Origin of the sequence: Aestuariispira ectoiniformans (assembly GCF_025136295.1) — a bacterium.
GTDB classification, from domain to species: Bacteria; Pseudomonadota; Alphaproteobacteria; order UBA8366; family Aestuariispiraceae; genus Aestuariispira_A; species Aestuariispira_A ectoiniformans.
This window is the reverse complement of the sequence record NZ_CP062788.1, coordinates 2,510,207-2,533,431: the sequence shown is the minus strand read 5'-3', so window position 1 is coordinate 2,533,431 and position 23,225 is coordinate 2,510,207. Positions and strand designations below refer to the sequence as shown.

20 protein-coding genes are annotated in these 23,225 nt (G+C 56.2%); 7 read left to right on the top strand and 13 right to left on the bottom strand.

The annotated features are described in order from the left end of the window. Nucleotides 1-18: 18 nt before the first annotated feature. Nucleotides 19-1,320 (bottom strand): extracellular solute-binding protein, encoded by a 1,302-nt coding sequence (locus IF205_RS11730; RefSeq protein ID WP_259779555.1) that lies wholly within the window; start codon nucleotides 1,318-1,320, stop codon nucleotides 19-21. A 446-nt stretch (nucleotides 1,321-1,766) separates the two neighbouring features. Between IF205_RS11730 and IF205_RS11725 the strand changes: the two genes are divergently transcribed. From IF205_RS11725 to IF205_RS11715, 3 genes are read left to right on the top strand one after another with little or no spacing between them, the layout of a single operon-like run. Beyond that, nucleotides 1,767-5,951 carry an alpha/beta fold hydrolase gene (locus IF205_RS11725; protein ID WP_259779554.1) on the top strand — a complete coding sequence of 1,395 codons (4,185 nt, stop codon included), beginning with the start codon at nucleotides 1,767-1,769 and terminating at the stop codon, nucleotides 5,949-5,951. A 39-nt stretch (nucleotides 5,952-5,990) separates the two neighbouring features. Then, a complete protein-coding gene (locus IF205_RS11720; RefSeq protein ID WP_259779553.1) occupies nucleotides 5,991-6,353 on the top strand; it encodes a hypothetical protein in 363 nt (120 codons plus the stop codon). 2 nt (nucleotides 6,354-6,355) lie between these two features. Next, entirely contained in the window at nucleotides 6,356-7,582 is a 1,227-nt protein-coding gene (locus IF205_RS11715) for a TIGR03862 family flavoprotein (protein WP_259779552.1), read from the top strand. A 2-nt stretch (nucleotides 7,583-7,584) separates the two neighbouring features. On the opposite strand, the gene IF205_RS11710 is transcribed toward IF205_RS11715, so the two are convergent. Then, nucleotides 7,585-8,763 (bottom strand): BaiN/RdsA family NAD(P)/FAD-dependent oxidoreductase, encoded by a 1,179-nt coding sequence (locus IF205_RS11710; RefSeq protein ID WP_259783273.1) that lies wholly within the window; start codon nucleotides 8,761-8,763, stop codon nucleotides 7,585-7,587. A 241-nt stretch (nucleotides 8,764-9,004) separates the two neighbouring features. On the opposite strand from IF205_RS11710, the gene IF205_RS11705 reads away from it, so the two are divergent. The 3 genes from IF205_RS11705 (at nucleotide 9,005) to IF205_RS11695 (ending at nucleotide 11,657) form a co-directional block, all read left to right on the top strand. Further along, nucleotides 9,005-10,036 (top strand): ABC transporter substrate-binding protein, encoded by a 1,032-nt coding sequence (locus tag IF205_RS11705; RefSeq protein ID WP_259779551.1) that lies wholly within the window; start codon nucleotides 9,005-9,007, stop codon nucleotides 10,034-10,036. Between the two features lie 69 nt (nucleotides 10,037-10,105). Further along, nucleotides 10,106-10,873: an ABC transporter ATP-binding protein gene (locus tag IF205_RS11700; protein WP_259779550.1), complete on the top strand. Its 768-nt coding sequence runs from the start codon at nucleotides 10,106-10,108 to the stop codon at nucleotides 10,871-10,873. Further along, the gene (locus IF205_RS11695; protein ID WP_259779549.1) at nucleotides 10,866-11,657 is read left to right on the top strand and encodes an ABC transporter permease; all 792 of its coding nucleotides are present in this window, start codon (nucleotides 10,866-10,868) and stop codon (nucleotides 11,655-11,657) included. Before IF205_RS11700 ends, IF205_RS11695 begins: the two co-directional genes overlap by 8 nt. A 60-nt stretch (nucleotides 11,658-11,717) precedes the next feature. Here IF205_RS11695 and IF205_RS11690 read toward each other — a convergent pair whose 3' ends face one another. From IF205_RS11690 to bcoG, 7 genes are all read right to left on the bottom strand, one after another. Beyond that, nucleotides 11,718-11,924 (bottom strand): DUF3126 family protein, encoded by a 207-nt coding sequence (locus IF205_RS11690; RefSeq protein WP_259779548.1) that lies wholly within the window; start codon nucleotides 11,922-11,924, stop codon nucleotides 11,718-11,720. Nucleotides 11,925-12,096: 172 nt separating this feature from the next. Beyond that, a complete protein-coding gene (locus tag IF205_RS11685) occupies nucleotides 12,097-13,584 on the bottom strand; it encodes a carnitine 3-dehydrogenase (protein WP_259779547.1) in 1,488 nt (495 codons plus the stop codon). A gap of 123 nt (nucleotides 13,585-13,707) precedes the next feature. Next, nucleotides 13,708-15,258 (bottom strand): ABC transporter substrate-binding protein, encoded by a 1,551-nt coding sequence (locus IF205_RS11680; protein ID WP_259779546.1) that lies wholly within the window; start codon nucleotides 15,256-15,258, stop codon nucleotides 13,708-13,710. 62 nt (nucleotides 15,259-15,320) lie between these two features. Then, entirely contained in the window at nucleotides 15,321-16,961 is a 1,641-nt protein-coding gene (locus IF205_RS11675) for an ABC transporter ATP-binding protein (protein ID WP_259779545.1), read from the bottom strand. Nucleotides 16,962-16,965: 4 nt separating this feature from the next. Next, nucleotides 16,966-17,805, bottom strand: coding sequence for an ABC transporter permease (locus IF205_RS11670; protein ID WP_259779544.1), 840 nt, complete (start codon nucleotides 17,803-17,805; stop codon nucleotides 16,966-16,968). Nucleotides 17,806-17,814: 9 nt separating this feature from the next. Continuing rightward, a complete protein-coding gene (locus IF205_RS11665) occupies nucleotides 17,815-18,771 on the bottom strand; it encodes an ABC transporter permease (RefSeq protein WP_259779543.1) in 957 nt (318 codons plus the stop codon). Between the two features lie 126 nt (nucleotides 18,772-18,897). After that, entirely contained in the window at nucleotides 18,898-19,791 is an 894-nt protein-coding gene (bcoG, locus tag IF205_RS11660) for a 3-dehydrocarnitine:acetyl-CoA trimethylamine transferase BcoG (protein WP_259779542.1), read from the bottom strand. A gap of 92 nt (nucleotides 19,792-19,883) precedes the next feature. On the opposite strand from bcoG, the gene IF205_RS11655 reads away from it, so the two are divergent. Next, nucleotides 19,884-20,861, top strand: a complete 978-nt coding sequence (locus tag IF205_RS11655; RefSeq protein WP_259779541.1) for a GlxA family transcriptional regulator — start codon at nucleotides 19,884-19,886, stop codon at nucleotides 20,859-20,861. 61 nt (nucleotides 20,862-20,922) lie between these two features. Here the strand turns inward: IF205_RS11655 and IF205_RS11650 are convergent, their stop codons facing one another. Genes IF205_RS11650 through IF205_RS11635 form a run of 4 tightly spaced genes read right to left on the bottom strand, consistent with a single transcriptional unit; the run spans nucleotide 20,923 to nucleotide 23,217 of the window. Beyond that, nucleotides 20,923-21,798, bottom strand: a complete 876-nt coding sequence (locus IF205_RS11650; RefSeq protein ID WP_259779540.1) for a TonB family protein — start codon at nucleotides 21,796-21,798, stop codon at nucleotides 20,923-20,925. A gap of 2 nt (nucleotides 21,799-21,800) precedes the next feature. After that, nucleotides 21,801-22,190, bottom strand: a complete 390-nt coding sequence (locus tag IF205_RS11645; protein ID WP_259779539.1) for an ExbD/TolR family protein — start codon at nucleotides 22,188-22,190, stop codon at nucleotides 21,801-21,803. Then, nucleotides 22,187-22,591 (bottom strand): ExbD/TolR family protein, encoded by a 405-nt coding sequence (locus tag IF205_RS11640; protein ID WP_259779538.1) that lies wholly within the window; start codon nucleotides 22,589-22,591, stop codon nucleotides 22,187-22,189. The genes IF205_RS11645 and IF205_RS11640 overlap by 4 nt, the downstream gene beginning before the upstream one ends. A 2-nt stretch (nucleotides 22,592-22,593) precedes the next feature. Next, a complete protein-coding gene (locus IF205_RS11635; protein WP_259779537.1) occupies nucleotides 22,594-23,217 on the bottom strand; it encodes a MotA/TolQ/ExbB proton channel family protein in 624 nt (207 codons plus the stop codon). Nucleotides 23,218-23,225 lie beyond the last annotated feature (8 nt).

Genomic DNA, 23,225 nt, shown 5'->3' with positions numbered 1-23,225 from the left:
TCCAGTAGGGTCACGGGATTACTTGTAAGTGTCGTGAAAACGCGTCAGCAGATCATTGCCCTGCTCTTCGATATTCGCGAAGGCTTCGTCCACGGACAGGCTACCGTTCAGGATGTTGTCGAACTGCTTGTACATGGCTTCACGGATCTGGACGTAGTAACCCAGGCGATAGCCCTTGGTCCATTCACCGGCCGGCTGGTTCAGCTGCAGGATGCCATATTCGGCGTCCGGGCTTTCCTTGTAGTAACCGGAGGATTTCGCCAGGTCATAGGCCGCATTGGTGATCGGCACATAACCGGTTTCTTTATGCCAGTAGAACTGGGTTTCCGGTTTGGTCAGGAATTTGAAGAATTCCGCAACACCCTTGTTTTCTTCGTCGGACTTGCCGGAGAAGGCAAACAGTGCGGCGCCACCGATGAAGGTGCCTTTCGGCTCTTTCTCGATGGATTTCCAATACGGCAGGTAGGAGGCACCGAATTCAAACGGCGCGCTCTGCTTCAGGCCGCCGAAGGAGCCGGAGGAACCCAGCCACATGGCAACTTTCTGCTGCTGGAAGGCATCCTGGTTCGCACCCCAGTCACGGCCGTAATAACCGAAGTAACCTTCGTCCAACCACTCTTTCACTTTCGACCAGTGCATTTTCAGCTTGTCGTTGTTGTAGAGGATTTTGACGTCGGTGCTGTCGTAACCGTTGTTGGCGGTCGCCATCTGCAGGTTGTGACGGGACATGAAGTTTTCGGCAAATATCCAGGGGCTGTGGGATTCGGACAGCGCGATGTAACCCGCGTCCTTCAGTTTTTTCGCAGCCACTTCGAAGTCTTCCCAGGTCAGCGGCGGGTTGGCCACGCCGGCTTTCTTGAAGGCTTCTTTGTTGTAATACAACATCGGGGTGGAGCTGTTGAACGGCAGGCCGATCATTTTGCCCTGGCTGTCCGCGTAGAAATAGCGAACGCCTTTGATGTAGTCATTGATATCGAACTTGGCACCGGCATCGCTCAGCAGGTCCTGAACCGGATATACCGCGCCCTTGGCGTTGATGATCGTCGCCGCACCGGCATCGAAGACCTGGATGATATTCGGGGACTGCTTGGCACGGAAAGCCGCGATACCCGCAGTCATTGTGTCTTCGTAACCGCCTTTGTAAACGGGAACGAGCTTGTATTCGTCCTGACTAGCGTTGAAATCTTCCGAAATCTTGTTCACGACATCGCCAAGATGGCCGCCCATGGCGTGCCACCAGGTAATCTCTGTCTTGGCATATGCCGCGTTGGCGGTCAGCGCGCAAAACGCAGCAGCCGCAACGAGTGTTCGTTTAAACATTGAGATAACTCCCTAATCTACCCAAGCCTCTCGCAAGGCATCGACGACGACTCAGTCTTATTATTATGACCGAGGATCGAAACAGACTGGCACCAGATACCCAATCCTTGCGACCTCTCGATTTCATTTACGTTACAAATTTATTTCTAAACTGAAAATTTCCGCAATCAATTTTTTTCATATTTTGATTTTTTGTTGTTAATCAGTCATTTCCAATCAAGTTATTTTCAAAGAAATAAAATAGAACAAAAATATCAAAAGAAAAACATTCAAAAAATTTTCATTCCAAAATTGAAGAAACATAAATTTCTCCCCACATCCATAGTCTGTACTGTGGTGAGAGAAAAATTCAGTCCGGGGAGAAATTCTTAAGATTTTCGAGCTAGACTTGAGCCCAGGCCATCAATTGACCGCTCGGCTGATCTATATCGGAGGGGTTGCCGGAAATGACGAAGGGGGAAGTGCAGGAAATCAATGAGACCACCTATCAACGGTGTGTCAGTGCGTTTTCCCTGATTCACGAACGACTGGGCATCAACATCAAGGTCCATGATGCACAAGACCAGTTCGAACAGGGCCAGATATTCCTGTTCAATCATTTCGCCCGCTTTGAAACTGTTATTCCGCAGTATCTGATCTATCAGGCGACGGGCGCTTATTGCCGTTGTGTCGCCGCAGCCGAACTGTTCGAGGCAAATGACAAATTCTCCAAATTTCTGTGGAGCGTCGGTGCGGTTCCCCATAACCATCCCGGTCTGCTGGCCTTTCTGGCCGCTGAAATCCTCAAAGGCCGGAAAATCATAATCTTTCCGGAAGGTGGGATGATAAAGGACCGCCGCGTTATGGCACCCACCGGCGAGTTCGAAATATATTCTCCGACGGCAGACAAGACGCGCAAGCACCACAAGGGCGCTGCCGCAATCGCGCTGACGCTGGAAATCTTCAAGAAGCGTATTCTGTCCGTCTTCGAGAATGATGATAGCGAGCGGCTTCAACGCTGGGCAAAGGCCCTGAACTTTTCCAACACCTATGATTTGGTCGCCGCAGCGCAGAAGCCCACATTCATCGTCCCGGGCAACATTACCTTCTACCCCATCCACTGGGAGGAAAACCTTCTGGTCAAGGTCGCCGGTCTCATGGGGGAGGATATGAGCGAACGCGCCCGCGAGGAACTGCTGATCGAAGGCAACCTTCTTCTTCGCAAAACTGATATGGATATCCGCCTTGGAACCCCGATCGAACCGGAAATCAGTTGGTCTTTCTGGGAACGTGCGCTGTTGAAGAAAGCCTTCAGTCATATAGACAGCCTCAACGAGCTTTTCGCCCTGAAGGACGATAGCGACCAATGGATGGATCGCATAATCGCCGCGGCCATGAGCCGTGAGATTGCCCGCCTGCGCGACGTCAGCACCCGCGAAATCTATCGCAATGTGACCATCAGTATCAGCCATGTCGCCGCCAAACTGATTTTGACATTACTGGACCACGGGCAAACGGAAATCCCGCGGGCAAGCTTTCACAAATACCTCTATCTCGCGATCAGGAAGATACAGGAACGCCCAGAGGTAAAACTGCACCGCAGCCTGACCAATCCTGAAAACTATGACGGCATCCATAAAGGCGTCTGCAACGGCTTTGAGCAGTTCCTGGACATGGCAACCAGCCTGGGCCTGCTCGAGGCAACGCTGGCGCAATACCGTTTTCTGCCAAAACTCACCGAGGATTATGCGGTTCACACGGTGCGATTGGAAAACCCCGTCCTCGTCTATGCCAACGAAATAACCCCGGTCGATGAGGCCTGCCAGGCCATAGAACAGGCCATTGTCGAAGCCCCCAGCGTCGATCGCGCCGCCTTTTCGGACCTGCTTTTTGAAGATGAAACACGCAGATTTCATTGGAACAAGAAAAACCACCAGAAGCCACGCTATGCGGAAGTCAATGACAAGGAAACCGCCACAGAAAGTGGAGCCCCCTTCCTGTTGCTGCCCGAACCTGAAAAACTGAACCCGGAAGGCGTTGGCATCGTTCTCGTCCACGGGTTTCTGGCGTCGCCTGCAGAAGTCCGCCCCTTCGGAAAGGAACTCGCGGAACAGGGGTATCCGGTTGTCGGCATCCGACTGGCCGGGCACGGCACCTCTCCCTGGGATCTTCGCAATCGAAGCTGGAGCGACTGGATGCAAAGCGTTCGTCGTGGTTATGAGATCATGTCGGGCTATTGCCGTCATATATGCGTGATAGGATTTTCGACCGGCGGGGCGTTAGCCCTGCATCTCGCGGCGGAAAATCCCAAGGGCCTCGCCGGGGTGTCGGCCATTTGTGCCCCTCTGAAATTCCGGAACCGGCAGCTTGTCTTCGTTCCCCTGATCCATGGCCTCAACGTCCTGACCGAATGGGCCTGGAGCTGGGAAGGCGTGATGCCCTTCCACCTTAATGACAGCGAGCATCCAGAGATAAACTATCGCCACATACCGGTCCGGGGTCTGTTCGAGTTGCGCCGTGTCACGGACAGTCTCGTTGGCAAGCTTGGCGACATCACCTGCCCCGTACAGGTCATTCAGGCAACTGACGAACATGTGGTCCACCCCGACAGCGCAACACTCATCCATGCGCGTCTGACAACCACAGAAAAATCAATTCACATGGTGAAATCCAACCGTCATGGCATACTGTTGGAAGACATAGGGGAAACACGTGAGATCATCTTGCAGTTTCTGGAGCAGCAACGGCAACGCTACCGCATTTCCGGAGCACTCCGCCCTGTCAGCCACCATTTCCCTGAGCCCGAGCCAATGCGAAAGCGCGGAATATTTCGACCGCTGATATCCAAAGTCAAAGGGCTGCTTGCACCGCCCGCTGCAAAAAAGACGGTGCCTGAACCGGTCAAACAAAAACGCCCCTATCCCTGGGAAGCGCATTATCCAAAAGGGCTGCATTGGGAAATCCCAATCACCTCCAAGCCTCTAACCGACATGTTTGATGATGCCGTCGAACGGTTCGGCGATAGGCCATGCACAAATTTCCGGGGCCGCCATTACACTTATTCGGACATCGGCAATCTTGTCACGCGAACCGCCGCCGGTTTGCAATCCCTTGGCGTGCACAAAGGCGTCAAGGTTGGCCTCATGCTGCCTAACTGCCCCTACAGCATCATTTTGTTCTATGCGACACTGAAGGCAGGCGGCACTGTTGTGAACATCAATCCGCTCTATGCCGCACGAGAGATTGACCATGTCGTGCGCGACGCGGACATTCGCTTCCTGGCAACCTTGAACACACAAAGCCTTTATAAAAAGGCCCAGGAAGTTGCCGTCAACGATGCCCCCATTCGAAAGCTGATTGTCTGCCCCATCGGCGGCGTCATGCGGTTCACGGAAAAGATCTTATTCGACCTCATGAAAAGCAAAGAGGTCGCCGCCATTCCCAAGGACGACCTGCATATTCCCTTCACCAATCTGACGCATAGCAAGGCCGCATTCAGCCCGACGGTCATTGATGCGGAAAAAGACATTGCCGTCATGCAGTTCACCGGCGGCACAACGGGCATACCAAAAGCGGCTATGCTCACCCACGCCAATCTCTATGCCAATGTCATGCAGGTCTCACATTGGTCCCCCGGCCTGAAGGCTGGTGAAGAGAAGATTTTGGGCGTCCTGCCCTTGTTCCACGCCTTCGGCATGACGGCGGTCATGAACCTGGGTATCGAGATCGGAGCAGAGCTTATTCTCACGCCTTTATTCAAGACGCAGGAAATCCTGAAACTGATCGACCAGGAGAAACCAACCGCCTTCGTGGGCGTGCCGACGATGTTCTCAGCGATCAATACGGCGAAGGATCTGGATAAATATGACCTGACCAGCCTAAAGTTCTGTATCTCTGGCGGCGCGCCGCTTCCCCAGGCTGTACAACAGGAGTTTGAAGAACGATCTGGCTGTGTTTTGGTGGAAGGTTACGGCCTGAGCGAAACCTCACCAGTCTGCACCGTAAACCCCCTGGATGGAACCGGAAAGGCGGGTTCCGTCGGGCTTCCTCTCCCCAACACCGTGATCGAGATTGTCGCCCTGGATGATCCGGATCGCCTGGTCGATATCGGCGAGAAGGGCGAAGTTTGTATCAAAGGACCGCAGGTAATGGCGGGCTACGCGACCCTTGAAAAGGAAAACGCCACTGCCATGCGCGGTGGTCGCCTGCATACAGGCGACGTGGGTTATATGGATAAAGATGGCTATCTCTACATCGTCGATCGCATCAAGGAGCTGATTCTCAGCGGCGGTTTCAACGTATACCCACGTCAGGTGGAAGAAGTCATCCACCTCCACCCCGCCGTGGCGGAAGCCGCGGTCTGTGGCATTCCGGACCAGCATCGCGGGGAGATCATCAAGGCCTTTGTCGTACTCAAAGATAATGAGCTGCCGATGTCCTCGAATGAATTGCGGGCATTCCTCAAAGACAAGCTCGCGCCATTCCAGATGCCAAGGCGAATAGAATTCCTTCATGAGCTGCCCAAAACGCTCATCGGCAAAATCTCGAAGAAGGACCTGTGTGCCCAGGAAAATGCCAAGGCGGTAAAACGCGAACAGGCCGCATCCCGCCAGCCTCACCCTCAAACCGGCGACGACGTTCCCACATCGTGACCTTTTGCCAATTCCTGCGGAATGGGATAAGCACGCAGGATGCAGATCAACGAGCTTGAATACGAAGTCCTGACCCATTTCCTTGCGCATGAACTTTTGCGCCGCCGATGGCTGCAACCTGAAACAATTACGGTGGTCGAACGTGAACATACCGGTGTTGGTTTCTTCACTGAATTCGCCCCTTCCGAACAGCTTCTCATATGCGCGAATGACTATTCCAGGGCTCATTCAAGCAATCTGGTGCTACGCCTGAATTCAAATGTCGATTCCGGCTATATTCTCTATATTGAGGGTGGCTATCTGAAACATATTGAAGGTTTCGCATTCGACTATGATTGGCCGACGCATATCGATGATATCGAGACCGTTATCTCCAACGGGTTCCCGAACCTTGGCCAATAGCAGTGAATAAGAAAACCAATCCAAGAGCAGTCGTGATTGGCGGCGGGCCAGCCGGTCTCGCTGCGGCTGAAATATTGTCTGCTCAAGGTCTTTCCGTCGATGTTTTCGACGCAATGCCCTCACTTGGCCGCAAGCTGCTGATGGCGGGAAAAAGTGGTCTCAACCTGACCCATGCAGAGCCCTACGGCCAGTTCGTAGAGCGGTTCGGCGAGCAAAGCCCCCGCCTGCGTCCCTATCTCGACCGGTTTACGCCAGGCGACCTTCGCGAATGGGCCAAGGGGCTTGGCGTCGAGACCTTTGTTGGCAGTTCCGGGCGGGTTTTTCCGACCGTGTTCAAAGCCTCTCCCCTGCTCCGGTCCTGGCTGCGACGGCTGGACGATCAAGGTGTCCAGTTCCATGCGCGACACAGGTGGAACGGCTGGGATAGCACAGGAAAATTGGAATTCGAAGCGGACGGCAAAGCCGTTTCCATTGAGGCCGATGCCGCCATATTTGCGCTAGGCGGTGCAAGCTGGCCCCGTTTGGGGTCCGATGCCGCATGGGTCCCTGTATTTGAGAAGGCCGGAATAAACATAGCGCCTTTCAATCCGGCCAATTGTGGTTTCAATGTTGCCTGGAGCACCCATTTTCTGGATCGCTTTGCCGGTGAGCCGGTCAAGTCCGTGACCCTCCGTCACGGCAACAGCAAGGCACAGGGCGACTTCGTCATCTCAAAGTCCGGCATTGAAGGAAGTGCCGTCTATGCGGTCTCTGCATCATTGAGAGATGAATGGGCGCAAACTGGCGAGGCTTGCCTCACGGTTGACCTGAAACCCGATCTGACCGCCGATCAGTTGACGGCACGCCTCTCAAAGCCTCGCGGCAAGAACTCCATGACCAACCACTTGCGGAAAACCGTCGGTCTGCAGGGCGTGAAGGCCGGGCTAATCCGGGAATGCCTTCCCAAAGAAGTCATGGATGATCCGTCAGCCCTCGCGCAGGCGCTTAAGTCGCTGCCAATTCGGGTCGACAGCCCTCGCCCCATGGAAGAAGCCATCAGTTGCGCCGGTGGTGTTTCTCTCGATGCCTTGAACGAAGACCTTATGGCTACAGCACGACCCGGTGTTTTCTGCGCCGGTGAGATGCTGGACTGGGAGGCACCGACCGGCGGCTATCTTCTGACGGCTTGTTTCGCCACCGGACGGGCCGCAGGGCTGGGTGCCCTCAAATGGCTGGAGAACCAGCAATAGCGTCAGACATATTGCCCGGCGCAATAAGCTGACGACCACGCCCACTGGAAATTGTATCCACCCAAGAACCCTGTGACATCAACGACTTCCCCAATGAAATAAAGGCCTGGCACCTTTTTGGCTTCCATCGTCTTTGACGACAATTCTGCTGTTGAAACACCGCCCAGGGTGACCTCTGCGGTCCGATATCCTTCCGTGCCACTGGGCACGACCTGCCAGCGGTTGATCCGGTCCGCCAGCGCCCGCAGTTTCTTGTCGGACTGATCCGCAAGACGCCCCTCAACCCCGACTTCGGCAGCGATGTCCTGGGCGAGACGCTTCGGCAGGAGAGATGCCAGCAGCGTCTCGACATTCTGCTTCGGGTTCTCCGCCCGTCCCGACTTCAGCAGGTTAAACAGGTCCGCATCCGGGCAAAGGTCAAAGGTGACGGCCTGCCCCTCCTGCCAATAGGACGAAATCTGCAGGACAGCGGGACCGCTTAACCCACGGTGGGTAAACAGCAGGGCTTCGCGGAATCGGCCCTTGCCGCAGCGCGCCTCTGCCTGCACCGACGCCCCGGACAGCTCCCGGCAACTTTCCTTGATATCCCCTTCAAAGGTGAAGGGCACGAGCCCCGCCCGCGTCGGCTCCAGGGCCAGACCGAACTGTTCCGCCACCTGATAGCCGAAAGCCGTCGCCCCCATTTTCGGAATGGATTTACCACCCGTGGCAATCACCAGCGACCGGCAGGAAATGTCCCCCCGATTACTATTCAGCAGAAAGCCATCCGCCGAACGCTCGATCGTCTCTACCGAGGTTTCCAGCAACAGTTCAACACCGGCCTCACCGGCCTCGGTCAACAGCATATCTATGATCTGTTGCGAACTGCCATCGCAAAAAAGCTGCCCCAGGGTCTTTTCGTGATAGGCGATATTGTGTTTCTCAACGCGCTTGATAAACGCAAACTGGTCATATTGGCGCAAGGCGGAAATGCAGAATTTTGGATTGGCGGACAGGAAACGGTCCGGCGCGGCATGCCGGTTGGTGAAGTTGCAGCGCCCTCCGCCAGAAATGCGGATCTTCTCGGCCGGCTTCCTTGCGTGGTCCAGCAACAGCACCCGACGCCCACGCCTCCCTGCCTCAATGGCACAGAACAACCCGGCCGCCCCGGCCCCTAAAACAACAACATCCGCCTGAAGCACTGACAAACTCTCTTTCCCACAACGCATTGGCTAACCGGGCGTTCCCTTAGTGCCCGCGAGCCCCGGCGTCAAACTATTCCCCTCATTCGGTCGCTACCTTCATAAGCACTTGGCACCGCATTTCATGGACGCAGACTATTGCCTAGGCTATATAATGGCCCGATAATTAACGTAAAAGCCAAGGGGTTATCCCCTACTTCGGGCGAAACAACCGAAGAAGGGGATGTATTGGGAGGTCACAATGAAAGTTACCAAATTCCTCAAATCCGCTGTTGCATTGGCTGTTGGTGGCATGGTCGCCACCGGTGCAGCCCAGGCCGCAGACAAAGTTACCGTCGCCTCGCTGACATTCGTCTCGTCGTCACCACTCTTCATCGCCTATGAAAACGGCTATTTCAAAGACCAGGATATTGATGTCGAGTTCAAGTTTTTCAACGCTGCACAGCCGGTGGCCGTCGCGGTAACGGCAGGCGACGCTGATTTCGGCGTGACCGCCTTTACCGGTGGCTTCTTTAACCTGGCGGGAAAAGGTGCGCTGAAAGTCGTTGCCTCCCAGTTCTTTGAGAAAAAGGGCTATGACGGCTCCGCAATCCTTGCGTCCAACGATGCATTTGCCAAAGGCTTCGATGCGCCGGAGAAATTCCCGAACCATTCCTATGCCATGTCGCAGGTCGGTTCTTCTTTCCATTTCATGCTGGGACAGGTGGCGCAAAAGGCTGGCTTCACGCTGAAAGACGTATCGCTGAAGCCGCTGCAGAAGGTTCCCAATATGATTGCGGCCCTGAAAACCAACCAGGTCGATTCCATGATCATCGTCCCGCATATCGCCAAACCTCTTGCTGGCGCGGGCGCGGCTAACATCATCGGGTGGGTTGCGGATTATGCGGAATACCAGGGCGGTGCACTGTTCACCTCCACCGACAATGCCGCAGAAAAGAGCGATGTCGTGCAACGTTTCGTGAAGGCATACCAGAAAGGCGTCGCGGATTATTCCGAAGCCTTCCTTAAACGGGATGCGGAGGGCAAGCCCGTCTACGGCGCAAAAACCGACGAAACCCTCAAAATCGTGCATAAATATGTCTATAAGGACCGCCCGGCGGAAAAGGCATATGTCAGCATCAAGAACGGCGCACTGTACTTCGACCCGCAGGCCCGCCTGGATGTGGACAGCATCAAATCACAACTGAAATGGTTCCAGGATAACAAGCTGGTGGATGCAAAAGTCTCCATCGACGACTTTGTCGACCCCCGCTTCGTCCCATCCATGAATTAATGGTTCAAAACCAAAACCGGCGAATGGCGGCATTATGCCGCCATTGCTGTTTCAGGGGCAAAAACAACCATGCGTTTAGACGTTCAAAACATTACCCATCGCTATGATGACCTGGCGGTTCTGAACGACATCTCCTTTACCGTGGAACGGGGAGATGTTGTTGCCCTTATCGGGCCATCCGGTTGCGGGAAATCGACTCTTCTGTCTATTCTCGGCGGCCTTCTGCAGCCGTCGGACGGTACGGTGTTCCTGTCCGGAGCAAAGCCCGAGGGCTGCCTTAACCCCCTGACCTATGTCTTCCAGGATTTCGCATTACTTCCCTGGCGCAGTGTGGAGGGCAACCTCTCCTTTGCTTTGGAAGGTCATAAACTGTCCAAAGCACAAAAAGCCGAACGCATTGAAGAAGCCCTGACCCTGACCGGCCTGGCTGAATTCCGTAAGGCCTATCCCAAGCAATTATCCGGTGGCATGCGCCAGCGTGTCGGCATTGCACGCGCCCTGTCCGTGCGGCCCGCCGTACTGTTGATGGATGAACCGCTTTCGGCATTGGACGCCCAGACCAGGACAATTCTTCTGGACGAATTTACCGACCTTTTTGCACGCAACGGTATCACGGCAGTCTATGTGACGCACAACCTGAACGAGGCGGTGCATCTCGCCAACAAGGTTGTTGCCCTGTCCCGCCGTCCCGGCGTCATCAAGGACATCGTCACCATCGACATTCCGCTGGCTGAAAGAGGCAAACGTTCACCGGAACTGCTTGCCATTGAAGAACGCCTCTGGTCTCTAATCCGCGATGAGGCCCTGGTGGCCGACCGGGAGTTGGAAAATGCATGATAACCGGCAACCAGTCCCCTTCCGGGCAACCGGATTTGCCCCGCGTATGGTTCCGGCCGTGGCCTGGGCCTTCTTTGCAATCGTGATTGCCGTCTGGCAGTTAGGTTCCTCGACCGGATGGATTTCCGATCTCGCCCTGCCCAGCCCCGCCTCAATCGCCCAGGCGCTGTGGGAACTGATCGAATCCGGGGAAATCTGGCTCCATCTGAGCGCGTCCCTGCAACGGTTGTTATATGGGTGGCTGCTGGGAACCACCGCAGGCCTGGCCGTCGGTTTTGCCGTTGGCATGTTCTCTGTCGTCCGGTCGGCGGGGATCGCCTTCGTATCGGCCATTTTCCCAATCCCGAAGATCGCCCTGTTGCCACTGTTCATCATCTGGTTTGGCATTGGCGAACCGTCGAAGGTTGCGACAATCGCCTTCGGTGTCTTCTTCCCGACCGTGATCAATACCTACGGCGGCGTTGACGGCGTGCCCCGCAACCTGATCCGCATGGCGCAAAGCTTTGGCCTGTCGAACTGGCAGATCATCTGTAAAGTGGTCTTCCCCGGCGCCCTGCCGACAATCCTGTCCGGCTTCCGGATTTCCACCTCAATCGCAATCATCCTGCTGATCGCCGCAGAAATGATTGGCGCGGAATACGGGGTGGGCTCGCTTATCCTGGCGGCGGGTAACCTCTACCAGACATCAAAGCTGCTGGCTGGCGTGGTTGTATTGTCGGCCCTGGGCTTGCTGGTATCGGCCCTGCTGACCCGCGCCGAACGCTGGCTCCTGAACTGGCGCTGATCCAAACAAAAAAACGCGGGGATGATCCCCGCGCTTTTTCTCAATCCTATGGAAAGAGACTTAGATCTCTTCACCCAGAATCGCCATGGTGAAGTAGTATGCGACTTCACCCTCGTCTTCGTCACGATCAATCGTCCCGATTACTTCGTCGCCAACACGAACTTCGATCGGCGCATTCGCCTTCTTCGGCGGATCAACCATAATACGGTTGTTATTGAAGGTTCTGCGCAGGTGATTGGTTACCTTGGCGATTTCTTCACCGGTCATGTTCCTAATCCTTCGAATTCTTGCAAAACTATAGCTCAAAATTGGAAAATTCAAAATTCCAGCCTGCGGGGGCTTTTAAAGCCTATGGCCCGTAGATGCCACCCCCCACAACAAAAAAAGAAACGGCCGGACGGTGCCGGCCGTTTGCCAGTTTGGGGCCAGAGGTAAAAACCTAGGCAGTCAGTTCCCGGATTCCACGGCCTGAAAATTCAGGCTTTTCCAGGGACCTGTGTGCTTCCCAGATGGGATGAACCTTGCCCGCCAACGGCGCTTCCAGCGGACAAGCCCGGCCTTGTGCCGTATCCACATGCATCAGCATATGTTCCGCTGTCGCCAGGACATTGCCTGTCTCACTGTGGCGCATTACATGCAGGATACGAATCCGCTTTTCATCCAGACCAAGTACCTGCGTCGTCACAGACAGCGGCTGTTCAGCGGCCACTTCCAGCAAATGGCGGATATGGGTTTCGACCGTATAGACGGAACGATCCCGCGCCAGATAGTCCTGGTCCATCCCGATGAAACGCAGGAAAGCGTCGGTTGCATCGCCAAACACCTGCAAATAGCGATGTTCGGTCATATGACCGTTGTAATCCACCCAGTCGGGCCGGACGGTTGCCTCATGAAGGGCCAGCGGCTGGGTCAGATCGACCTCTGCCTCTTCCACATGGGCATGGGCGCGGGCATAGAGGCTGTTCTCATAGCCTTTCAGCACCTCACCAGCCGCCAGGTCGTGCGTCTTCAGGGCCTGCATGACAGAGACCAGGCCATCATCGCGCTGACGTTCCATATCACGGATGGAAACGCCCTTGGCCTGATCGTCGGACTGGTCCGCGATGGTGTCCAGCAACTCGTCGGTCAGTTCCGGCACATCCATCAGTTTCGTCCAGGGCCATTTCAGGGCCGGACCGAACTGGGACATGAAGTGGCGCATGCCAGCCTCACCACCGGCGATACGGTAAACCTGGAAGGTTCCCATCATCGCCCAACGCAGGCCCGCACCATAGCGGATCGCATCGTCAACCTCTTCCACCGTGGCAATGCCGTCGTTCACCAGCCACAGCGCCTCACGCCAATAGGCCTCAAGGATACGGTCGGCGATAAAGGCATCAATTTCCTTGCGCAGGACCAGCGGCTTCATACCGATATATTCGTAAAACGCCGCAGCGCGCTTTTTCGCTTCGTCGGAGGTTTTTTCACCCCCACAGATTTCCACCAGCGGCAACAGATAAACCGGGTTGAAAGGATGGCCCACCATCATGCGATCCGGATGGGTCATACCCTTCTGTAATTCCGTCGGCATCAGCCCCGAGGTCGATGAACAGATCAATGCATCTGCGGGCGCATATTGGTCGATCTCATTCAGGATCGACTGCTTGAGCTCCATACGCTCCGGGGCGCTTTCCTGGATGAACTGCGCGTCTTTAACCGCCTCTTCCAGAGTAGCGGTATATTCCAGCTTGCCGGGCTTGGGCAGTGGCGCGTTGGTCAGCTTACCATAGGCGCGTTCCGCATTGGCCAGCATCTCGCCGACCTTGCGTTCGGCACCCGGCGCCGGATCAAAGACTTTCACGTTGATACCGTTCAGGATCAGGCGCGCGATCCAGCCGCCACCGATTACGCCACCGCCGATCGCTGCTGCTTGTGTGATATTGCTCATTCTGTCAGCTCCTTCAACAACCGGCCAACTGGTTCCGGCCAATAGGAAAAATAAAATCTGCTCCCGGGTCAGGCGACCGGCGCAAAGGGGAGCACCCTGCGCCGGTCGGGACCTTGGGCTCCGTTACGCCATCCACCAGCGTTCAATGCACTTCCAACCATCCAGGAAGCGGTTGGACGCCAGGTTGCCACGCGCGATTTTCGCAGAACGGCCATCGACATAGTTAGCATACATCGGAATGATGGTGCTGCCGTCGTTATAGACCAGTTCCTGCATTTCGAAATACATGGCCTTGCGCTTGGCTTCGTCCAGTTCAGCGCGCGCCTCGACCAGCAATTTGTTGAAACGCTCGTTGTTCCAATGGCCGTCGTTCCAGTCGGCGCCACCGGCATAGACCAGCGAGAACATCCAGTCTTCGGTCGGACGACCGTTCCAATAGCTCATGCAGAAGGCTTTTTTCAGCCAGACATTGGACCAGTAGCCGTCTGCCGGTTCGCGAACCACATTGATGTCGATGCCAGCCTTGGCCGCACTTTCACGGAACAGAACAGCCGTATCAACCGCACCGGAGAATGCGGCGTCGGATGTATGCAGATCAACCTTGAGGTCACTCATGCCTGCCTGTTTCAGATAGTATTTGGCCTTGTCCGCATCATAGGCGCGCTGCGGCAGGTCGGTATTGAAATAGCGGTTTGCCGGAGTGATCGGGCTGTCGTTGCCCGGACGGCCATGACCACGCAGGATGGTCTCAACCAGTTGTTCACGGTCAATCGCGTGTTTCAACGCCATGCGGACGTTGTTGTCGTTGAACGGTGCGGTGTCCGCAAACATCGGCAGGGTGTAATGCGATGTGCCCGTGACTTCCTCGACGACAATATTCTTGTTGCGCTTCAGCAGGTGAACCGTCTTCAGGTCGAGGCTGTTCACCGCATCGACGCCACCCGTCATCAGGGCGCTGACGCGGGCCGCCGGGTCATTGATCGTCAGAATTTCAACCGTATCGAAATTCGCCCGGCCCTGTTTCCAATAATCCGGATTGCGTTTCAGGACAGTCCGCACGCCCGGTTCAAAGCTTTCCAGCATGTAACCGCCGGTGCCGATGCCCGATTTCCAATCGATCTTGCCGTCTGCAGACGGGAAGATTTCCAGGTGATAGTCCGCCGGGACAAACGGGAAGTCCGCATTGCCTTCAGCCAGTTCAAAGACAACGGCGCTGTCGCCGTCGGCGCGGATATCCTTGATACCGGCCAGCAGGGATTTCGCACCGGACTTGCTGTCCTTGCCGCGGTGATGGTTAAAGGAGGCAATCACATCTTCGGACGTCATCACCTTGCCGTTGTGAAATTTGATGCCTTGGCGCAGCTTAAACGTCCAGGTCTTGGCATCGCCGGAGGCTTCCCAGCTTTCCGCCAGTTCCGGAATGGCATTCCCGTTCTCGTCAACCTCTGTCAGGTTGTTGCAAATTGCCAATGCGGCGAAAACAACCGGACCGGCGGCATAGGTCGCCGGGTCCATGGAGTCTGCCGTGGCACCACCGGACAGTGCCAGACGGAAGTGCCCGCCTTTTTTGGGTTCGGCGGCCTGTGCCTTGGGCGCAAACCCGAGCCCGGTACCAAGCGCGAGCGAAGCCGCGGCAGTTCCAGCCAGCAATTGGCGACGATTGATCTCAAACATCCCTGACATTCCTTTCATTTCAAATAATCCCTGTACAAACTTTATGAGGCGGGGCCTGCCGGTCAGTCGGCAGCCATGGACGTCCCGCCTTCCGCAAGCCGCCGGTCCAACCAGTCCGGGTCCATTTCCGGAACAGAGGCCAACAGCAATTCGGTATATTCGTGATGGGGCGGCGCGAAGATTTCCTCCACCGGACCACTTTCGACAACGCGTCCCTTGTTCATGACAACAACATCGTCGGCAATGGCCCGCACAGTCGCCAGATCATGGGTAATGAACATATAGGCCAGCCCCAATTCCTCCTGGAGGCGGTCCAGCAGTTTCAGGATGCCCTCCGCCACGACCTGATCGAGCGCGGATGTCACCTCATCGCAGATAATGAAATCAGGTTCCGCCGCAAGCGCCCTGGCAATGCTGACGCGCTGTTTCTGGCCACCGGAAAGCTCCCCCGGAAAGCGGTCGATGAAGGTGTCCGGGTCGAGTTCGATCTGGGTCAGTAATTGGCGAATACGTTCTTCTTTTTTTGCCCCCTTCAGGCCGAGATAGAATTCCAGGGGCCGGCCGATGATCTCGCGAATACGCTGTTTCGGATTCAGGGCCGTATCCGCCATCTGGTAGATCATCTGGACGTGGCGAAGCTGCTCACGGTTACGCTGCCTAAAAGAGGCCGGCAGCACCTCCCCGTGGTTCAGGATAGTTCCCTTGAGTGGCGGAAGAAGACCCGTGATCACACGGGCGGTTGTCGATTTCCCGGAACCGGATTCCCCCACGACCGCCACCGTCTTGCCCCGATGAATCTTGAAGGAAACATCATCCAGAATCTTGTTATCGCCATAAGCGGCGTCAATGCCGGAGACCTCGATAACCGGCGTTTCATCCGAAACAACCGGTGCCTTGTGATGTTTCTGAAAGCTTCGAACAGCCCAGAGAGATTTGGTGTAATCCTCTTTGGGCGCATTCAACATCGTTCGGGTATCGGCATCTTCAACCGTTCGGCCATAGCGCAGGACCTTGATCCGGTCCGCCATCTGGGCCACGACGGCCAGGTCATGGGTGATGTAAATGGCCGCTGTATTGAACTGTTCCACCACATCACGGATAGCCGCCAGAACATTCACCTGCGTGGTCACGTCCAGCGCCGTGGTCGGCTCGTCGAAGATGATCAGATCCGGACGGCAGGACATTGCCATGGCGGTCATGGCCCGCTGCAACTGGCCGCCGCTTACCTGATGCGGATAGCGGAAACCAATCTCGTCGGGATTGGGCAAACGAAGGCGATCATACAGTTCCTTGGCATCTTCATAGGCCTCCGCCTTGCTGGCAACGCCATGCTGTACCGGCATTTCGGCATATTGGTCAATCAGCCGATGAGCTGGATTGAAGGAGGCGGCGGCCGACTGCGCAACATAGGCAATCCGCGCACCGCGCAGGGCACGGCGCGTCTCCTCACTGACCGTTGTCAGCTCAATGCCGTCGAAACAAACAGAACCACCTGAAATGCGGCAGCCGCCACGGGTAAAGCCCATGGCAGCCAGACCGATTGTGGATTTACCCGCACCGGACTCACCAATCAGGCCCATAACCTCACCACGACGAAGCGTCAGATCGACACCATGCACAATCCCCTGCCAGCCGTCATTCGCCAGCCCTTCGATTTGCAGGTCGCGGATTTCCAGCAGGATATCGGTATCATTCTTTTCCATGAGCCTACTCCTTCAACCCGCTGGATTTGTGCAGCATCCAGTCGACCACGAAATTCACGCCCACCGTCAGAATCGCGATGGCAGCAGCAGGCAACAGCGGGGTCACATCCCCGAAGGTCATCAGCGTCGCGATATCACGCACCATCCCGCCCCAGTCCGCCGTCGGCGGCTGGATACCAAGGCCAAGGAAGGAAAGTGCGGAGATGAAAAGAAATACAAAGCAAAAGCGCAGGCCGAATTCGGCAATGAGCGGCGCCATCGTGTTGGGGAGAACCTCGCGGCGGACCAGCCACCACAGCCCTTCCCCTCGCATACGGGCTGCCTCCACATAGTCCATCACCACCACGTTCATCGCCACGGCACGCGCCAGACGGAAAACACGGGTCGAGTCCAGGACGGCGATCACAATAATGACCGACGTCGTCGACGAACCGACAATGGTCAGGAACAGCAATGCAAAGATGAGCTGCGGAATTGCCATCAACACATCGACGACCCGGCTGAGGATATGATCGGTCCACCCCTGCACGGTGGCGGCCAGCAGTCCGGTAACGCCCCCCAGCAGGAAGGCAATAATTGTCGTAACCAGCGCAACACCGACAGTGTTGCGTGCGCCATAGATCAAACGCGAGAACAGGTCGCGTCCCAGATTGTCCGTGCCGAGAAGATAGACATCTCCCCAGGGTTCAAACTGGGAGGATACAATCTCGGTTTCGCCATAAGGCGCAATCACGGGCGCGAAGACCATCGCGATCAGATAGGTCACAATAATTGCAAGGCCAACCCAGCCGGTAATCGGTGCCGTGCGCAGGGTCTTCCAGGTGGAAACAAGTGCTGTATTCATCACGCCCTCCTATCGCTGGTGGATCAGGCGCGGGTTTGTCACGATGGACAACACATCAGCCGTCAGATTGAGCAGGATATAGGTGGCCGCAAACACAAGGCTGCAGGCCTGGACGACGGTCACATCCCGTTTGGCAACGGAATCTACAAGCAATTGCCCCAGACCGGGATAGACAAAGACAACTTCAACAACGACCACGCCGACCACCAGATAGGCCAGGTTCAGGGCCACAACGTTGATGATGGGGGCCAGGGCATTGGGAAGGGCGTGCATGACGATAATCCGCCATGGCTTCATCCCCTTCAGCCGCGCCATTTCGATGTAGGGGCTGGCGAGCAGGTTGATGATACTGGCCCGCGTCATCCGCATCATATGCGCAACCACGACCAGCGTCAGGGTCAGCGCCGGCAGGGTCAGCTTATAGATCGCCTCCCCGACATGCGTTTCAGGCGCGACATTCGCGATGGATGGGAACAGGCCGTATTTAACGGAAAAGAAGAAAATCAGAATATAGGCAATAAAGAATTCCGGGAATGATATGGAGGCCAATGTGGATACGTTGGCCAATCGGTCGAACCAACTGTTACGGTATAGCGCACTAAGCAATCCCAGGGTCAGTGACAGAGGAACCGCAATAATGGCCGCCATACCCGCCAGGAACAATGTGTTGTAAAGGCGTGTGCCGATCAGGTCCGAAATCTCGCGGCCATTGGCAAGCGATTTGCCGAAGTCGCCCGTCGCGACACCGCTGACCCAATCCACGTAACGTTCCATGACCGGGCGGTCGAGACCGGCTTCCTTGCGGAAAGCGGCAACCGTTTCCTTGGTCGCGGCCTGCCCCAGGATTTCCTGCGCCAGATCACCTGGCAGAAGCTCTACGGCGAAAAAGATTATACCCGATACAACAAAAAGCGTCCCCAGCCCCATCGCCAATCGCTGCAGGATCAAACGTCCTATAGCGTTCATATCCGTGATGTCCTCTCACTGTTTCAGAGCATATCCCGGCCTTGCCGGCCTCCTGCACATCAGGCCGGGATAGGTCTCCTATTTTTGGTATGGTCGGGTGTTCTCTGGCCCGATCCCCGGCTGCGGTCAGCCGCGTTTTGTCAGGCGCAGTTTTTCACGAACCTGATCCGGGCCGATCACTTTGGCCCCCATCCCTTCCAGGATGCCGGCGGCGCGTTCAACCAGATCGCCATTGCTGGCCAACACGCCTTTTTTCAGGAAGATATTGTCTTCCAGACCAACGCGGACGTTACCACCGGCATAGGCCGCCATGGCCACCATCGGCATCTGCATCCGCCCGATGGAGAAAGCAGAGAAAGTCCAGTTTTCCGGCATGGCCTTGACCAGCGACATCAGGGTCAGCGGATCATCCGGCGCACCATAGGGAATGCCCGTGCAAAGCTGAATCATCACCGGGTCCTCGATCAGGCCTTCCTTGACCAGATCCTTCGCCATCACCAGGTGGCCGGTATCGAAAACCTCGATTTCCGGACGCACGCCCAAAGCCGTCATCTGACGCGCCATTTCGCGCAGCATGCCCGGCGTATTCGTCATGATGTAATCGCCGTGGGAGAAGTTCATGGTGCCGCAATCAAGCGTGCAGATCTCCGGCAGCAATTCGCGTACATGCTGGACACGTTCGGTCGCACCAGCCATATCGGTTCCCGCCTCATTCAGCGGCAGCGGATTTTCCACACCACCCAGAATGATATCGCCCCCCATACCGGCAGTCAGGTTGATGATGACGTCCGTATCACTTTCGCGGATACGCTCCACGACTTCGGCAAAAAGCTTCGGATCACGGGAGGGCGCACCGGTTTCAGGGTCACGCACGTGAATATGTGCAATCGCCGCACCAGCCTTGGCGGACTCAATCGCCGCATCTGCAATTTCCTTGGGCGTTACGGGCACCTTGTCGCTTTTGCTTACGGTATCGCCGGAGCCGGTCACTGCGCTGGTGATAAATACTTCCCAGTTCACGTCTTGCCTCTTTCAAAATGAGTTCCTGTCCAGCCGCCACTGTAACAAAATCATCAATTTACTTTTTGCATATTCAGACATATATATCGCGAATGTCGCCAAACTCACAGACTCGTGTTTCCTACCTTCTGTTCGATGGTTTCAGTAACATGTGCCTCGCCTGCGCAGTGGAACCCCTTCGCGCGGCCAACAACTACGCAGAGGCACAGCTTTACCGGCATCAACTGGTGTCCTTGGACGGACAGCCGGTTCAATCGTCCAGCGGCATTACAATCCAGCCGTCTCAATCCCTTTCCGAACTGACAAATGAAGACATCCTGTTTGTTGTCTCGGGATATAACTACAAGCATTACTGCGACCGGAAGACGCTTGGCGCAATTCGGACTGCGGCCCGATCCGCCAAGGTCATCGGCGGATTGGATACCGGCGCATGGCTGTTGGCCGCGGCCGGCCTGCTTGATGGATATGAGGCCACGATCCACTGGCAGGAATTGACGCTCTTCGAAGAGGCCTTTTCGGATATTACGCTTTCGCTTGATCGCTTTGTCATCGACCGCAACCGGATCACCTGCGGCGGCGCGACCAGCGCGCTTGATCTTATGTTAAGCCAGGTGCGACAGGATCAGGGTGAGGCCCTCGCCCTCGATGTGATGAACCTCTTCATCTATGAATCTCATGGTCAGGAGCATATGTCTCAACGTGGCGCGCGCTTTGCGCCCTTTGCCGCGCGTGCCCCTCTTGTGGTGGCAGCACTTGAGGAAATGGAAAAGAACATCGAGGAACCGGTTGCGACAGATGAAATCGCCCGCCGGGTAAACACATCGGCGCGAACGCTGGACCGTGCTTTCACCAAAGAAATTGGCATTCCGCCGGGCCGATACTATCTCTATATCCGCCTGAAGACAGCCCGGAGCCTGATCGCAGAGACCAGCCAGTCGATGGCTGAAATCGCGGCACGAACGGGCTTTTCATCCGCCGCCACTTTCAGCCGCGCCTTCACAAAGCAATTCGGCGCGCCGCCCCGCGACTTCCGGCGAGGCAGGCTCAGCAACGCCCCGATCCGTTCCTGATCAATGTTTTTGTCAATCATGTTGTCGTTATTGACAACATAACTTACAATTTATCGATTATCTATTTGAAATAGAACCGGAAAGGAACGACGAGACTTACCTCTTCCTCCGTCATCTGATCCGGGAAAGGTGGCAGGGGAGACGCATTTTCGATGAGCCGTTCTATTGCCTTGTCCAGCACACGATTGCCAGAGCTTTCCTGAATTCTGTAGTCCAAAACCTCGCCACGGCGGTTCATCTGGAACCAGAGAGTCACAACGCCTTCGATTCCCCGGCGTTTGGCTCGGCGGGGGTATTTCTTCTGCCGTTCCAGCAACGCCTGAAGCGACGCGTAGTAGTCGCGCACCTCACCCGGTATCCCTCCACCAGACGACTGGCCATTTGTCCCCGCGCCGACATTCGACGCCACACCAGCATCTCCCTGCCCTCGTGATCCGTCCACCTGCGCCACGTCATCCTTGACCGGCCTTTCGCTATCGGCCTGTGTCTTTTGTTGTGAGGCTGTCTGCGCAGTCTCCTGGACATGCGGCGCCTGCGCGGGCTCCACGGGCTTCGCAACCGGTTTGGGCTGCAGAACTGCTGCAACCTCTGTCACGCTTGGCGTCTCTATCGCCTCCACGTCCTCCACAACAGGCTCAATCGTTTCCATTCGGGCAGAAACTTCTTCCACCTCAACGGTCTCGACTTCCTGCGGGGTTTCCGGTTTCACCACCTCCGCAGTCACCGCTTGCGGTTCAATAGCGGCCGCAAGGCTTCCGGCAGTGCCGCCTGCGCTACTTAACGAGATTTCAATGCCATTGACGCCTACCCCCAGTGCCGTCGCCGGGATATCAGTTGAATTCATCCACCAGTAAACTGCGCCATGAGCGATCACAGCCACGGCAATTCCCAGGCCCCAATCAATAAACGGGCGGTCCGTTTGGGTCAGAACAGCCACCGTCAACGCTCCATCGTAATCAGACTGACTTTCTCAACGCCGGCCTGACGCAACTTTTCCATCAACCGCACAACAAAGGCCGCATCGGATGCCGCATCCGCCTTGATCCGCACCAGTTTGCTTTCCCCTAGCACGGCTTTACCCACGCCCTCTTCCCCGATCGTCTGGTCATTCAAGGCCAGCGTCCCGTCGGCACCGATCAGGAGCAAAGGCCCGCCATCGGGTGCGGCCTGTTCGCTGTTCGACGCGGGAGGGGAAACATTGAACAGGTCCGTGCGTTCCAACGCGCCCGCGACCATGAAAAATGTCAGCAGAAGAAAAACGATATTGATCAACGGCAGCGTATTTTCCGGTGCCGTCCCGTCGTCATCGTCTGATCCGTGCAGCCTCATTGTGCAACGCCCATCGGTTTGAAACTGACATCGGCAAGCCCCTTGGCTTTGAGGCTTTCGGCGAAATCGACTGCAACCTGCAGGGCCACGCCATCTGCCGGGCGGAGCAATACCTTCAGCTCCGGCCGATCCCCATGAAGGTCGTCAATATACTGCAAGGCCATCGAGGGTGGCATAGACCGCCCCCCCACAACAACGTCACCATCCGGCTTCAAATCCGCCAGCACGGTGCCGACCAGGCCGTTAGACCGCCCTTGCGCCGCCTGTGTCTGTGCATCAATCGACCGCCATTCGACAAAACTGGATGCAAGCATGAAGAACACCAGCAGGATGAAGACCACATCGACCAACGGCGTCAGGCTGATCACAACCGTGCCCTCGTCTCGGGAAGAGAGGTTCATGACTATTCGGCTGCCTGCGCTGCAACAAAGCCGATATCGTCGATATCTGCCGCAGGTTGGCGGCGTGTCAGCAAGGCTGTTGCGCTATCCTCCATGGCCCGCGTATTGCGCTTGATCACAGATTTCAGCCAGGCGTGCAGCGCCGTCGCCGGAATGGCGACAATCAGCCCCGCCGCCGTGGTCAGCAAGGCCTCCCAGATACCGCCGGACAACACCGCCGGGTCCACACGGCTACCAGCCCCTTCCAAGCGCTGAAAGGCCTCAATCATCCCCATCACTGTGCCCAAAAGGCCCAGCAGCGGGCTCAATACAGCAATTGCACCGATAATCCCCAAACCACTTTCCAGCCGATCTATTTGCTGGCGGGCGACACATTCCATCTCTTCGCGGCAAAGGTCTTCCCGGTTCGGTGAGCAGCGCAGAATTTCCTGACCGGAGCGCACGACCAGCGCAACCGGTTCCGCCTTGCCCGCATTGCCACGCCAGACCCGCAAACGCGAAAACTGAAGGACCTTGCGCAAGACAATCGCCAGAACCACAACAGACAGAACAATCAACACAGTGACAACCACGCCGCCGCGGCTCAACGTGTCGGCCAGTTCGCCGCTCATCAGACTTTCCAACATGTCTTTTC

What these genes read in the sequence shown, in the direction of transcription:
- IF205_RS11730 (WP_259779555.1), bottom strand. Translation starts at nt 1,320, where the DNA reads ATGTTTAAACGAACACTCGTTGCGGCTGCTGCGTTTTGCGCGCTGACC.
- IF205_RS11725 (WP_259779554.1), top strand. Translation starts at nt 1,767, where the DNA reads ATGACGAAGGGGGAAGTGCAGGAAATCAATGAGACCACCTATCAACGG.
- IF205_RS11720 (WP_259779553.1), top strand. Translation starts at nt 5,991, where the DNA reads ATGCAGATCAACGAGCTTGAATACGAAGTCCTGACCCATTTCCTTGCG.
- IF205_RS11705 (WP_259779551.1), top strand. Translation starts at nt 9,005, where the DNA reads ATGAAAGTTACCAAATTCCTCAAATCCGCTGTTGCATTGGCTGTTGGT.
- IF205_RS11700 (WP_259779550.1), top strand. Translation starts at nt 10,106, where the DNA reads ATGCGTTTAGACGTTCAAAACATTACCCATCGCTATGATGACCTGGCG.
- IF205_RS11695 (WP_259779549.1), top strand. Translation starts at nt 10,866, where the DNA reads ATGCATGATAACCGGCAACCAGTCCCCTTCCGGGCAACCGGATTTGCC.
- IF205_RS11690 (WP_259779548.1), bottom strand. Translation starts at nt 11,924, where the DNA reads ATGACCGGTGAAGAAATCGCCAAGGTAACCAATCACCTGCGCAGAACC.
- IF205_RS11685 (WP_259779547.1), bottom strand. Translation starts at nt 13,584, where the DNA reads ATGAGCAATATCACACAAGCAGCAGCGATCGGCGGTGGCGTAATCGGT.
- IF205_RS11680 (WP_259779546.1), bottom strand. Translation starts at nt 15,258, where the DNA reads ATGTTTGAGATCAATCGTCGCCAATTGCTGGCTGGAACTGCCGCGGCT.
- IF205_RS11675 (WP_259779545.1), bottom strand. Translation starts at nt 16,961, where the DNA reads ATGGAAAAGAATGATACCGATATCCTGCTGGAAATCCGCGACCTGCAA.
- IF205_RS11670 (WP_259779544.1), bottom strand. Translation starts at nt 17,805, where the DNA reads ATGAATACAGCACTTGTTTCCACCTGGAAGACCCTGCGCACGGCACCG.
- IF205_RS11665 (WP_259779543.1), bottom strand. Translation starts at nt 18,771, where the DNA reads ATGAACGCTATAGGACGTTTGATCCTGCAGCGATTGGCGATGGGGCTG.
- IF205_RS11655 (WP_259779541.1), top strand. Translation starts at nt 19,884, where the DNA reads ATGTCGCCAAACTCACAGACTCGTGTTTCCTACCTTCTGTTCGATGGT.
- IF205_RS11645 (WP_259779539.1), bottom strand. Translation starts at nt 22,190, where the DNA reads ATGAGGCTGCACGGATCAGACGATGACGACGGGACGGCACCGGAAAAT.
- IF205_RS11640 (WP_259779538.1), bottom strand. Translation starts at nt 22,591, where the DNA reads ATGAACCTCTCTTCCCGAGACGAGGGCACGGTTGTGATCAGCCTGACG.
- IF205_RS11635 (WP_259779537.1), bottom strand. Translation starts at nt 23,217, where the DNA reads ATGTTGGAAAGTCTGATGAGCGGCGAACTGGCCGACACGTTGAGCCGC.